At 56.7% G+C, this 238-nt stretch carries 1 protein-coding gene; it reads right to left on the reverse strand.

Annotated features, from left to right (window positions below):
- Positions 1-238: hypothetical protein (locus SB822_RS60730; RefSeq protein ID WP_410859603.1), on the reverse strand; the 238-nt coding region annotated here is incomplete at both ends.

Here is a 238-nt window from a genome sequence, read left to right on the forward strand (position 1 = left end):
GTTGTAGTCAAACGAACCACCAAGAACGCTGATCGCCGGATAGATATTCGCCAGTGACCGCGCAGGCCAGGCAACTGCTGTAGGCCGCGTGAAATCATTCACATCGAGGTAGAACTGATCGAAACGCGCGCCGCCCTGCAAACGGAACCGTTCCGTGACTGGAACTTCGGCCTGCGCAAAAGCTGCGATGGAATTCTGCGTCATCGGGGCGATAGCATCTTCGTCGTTCAGCAGGGTC

Source organism: Paraburkholderia sp. SIMBA_054 (assembly GCF_046534875.1).
GTDB classification, from domain to species: domain Bacteria; phylum Pseudomonadota; class Gammaproteobacteria; order Burkholderiales; family Burkholderiaceae; genus Paraburkholderia; species Paraburkholderia hospita.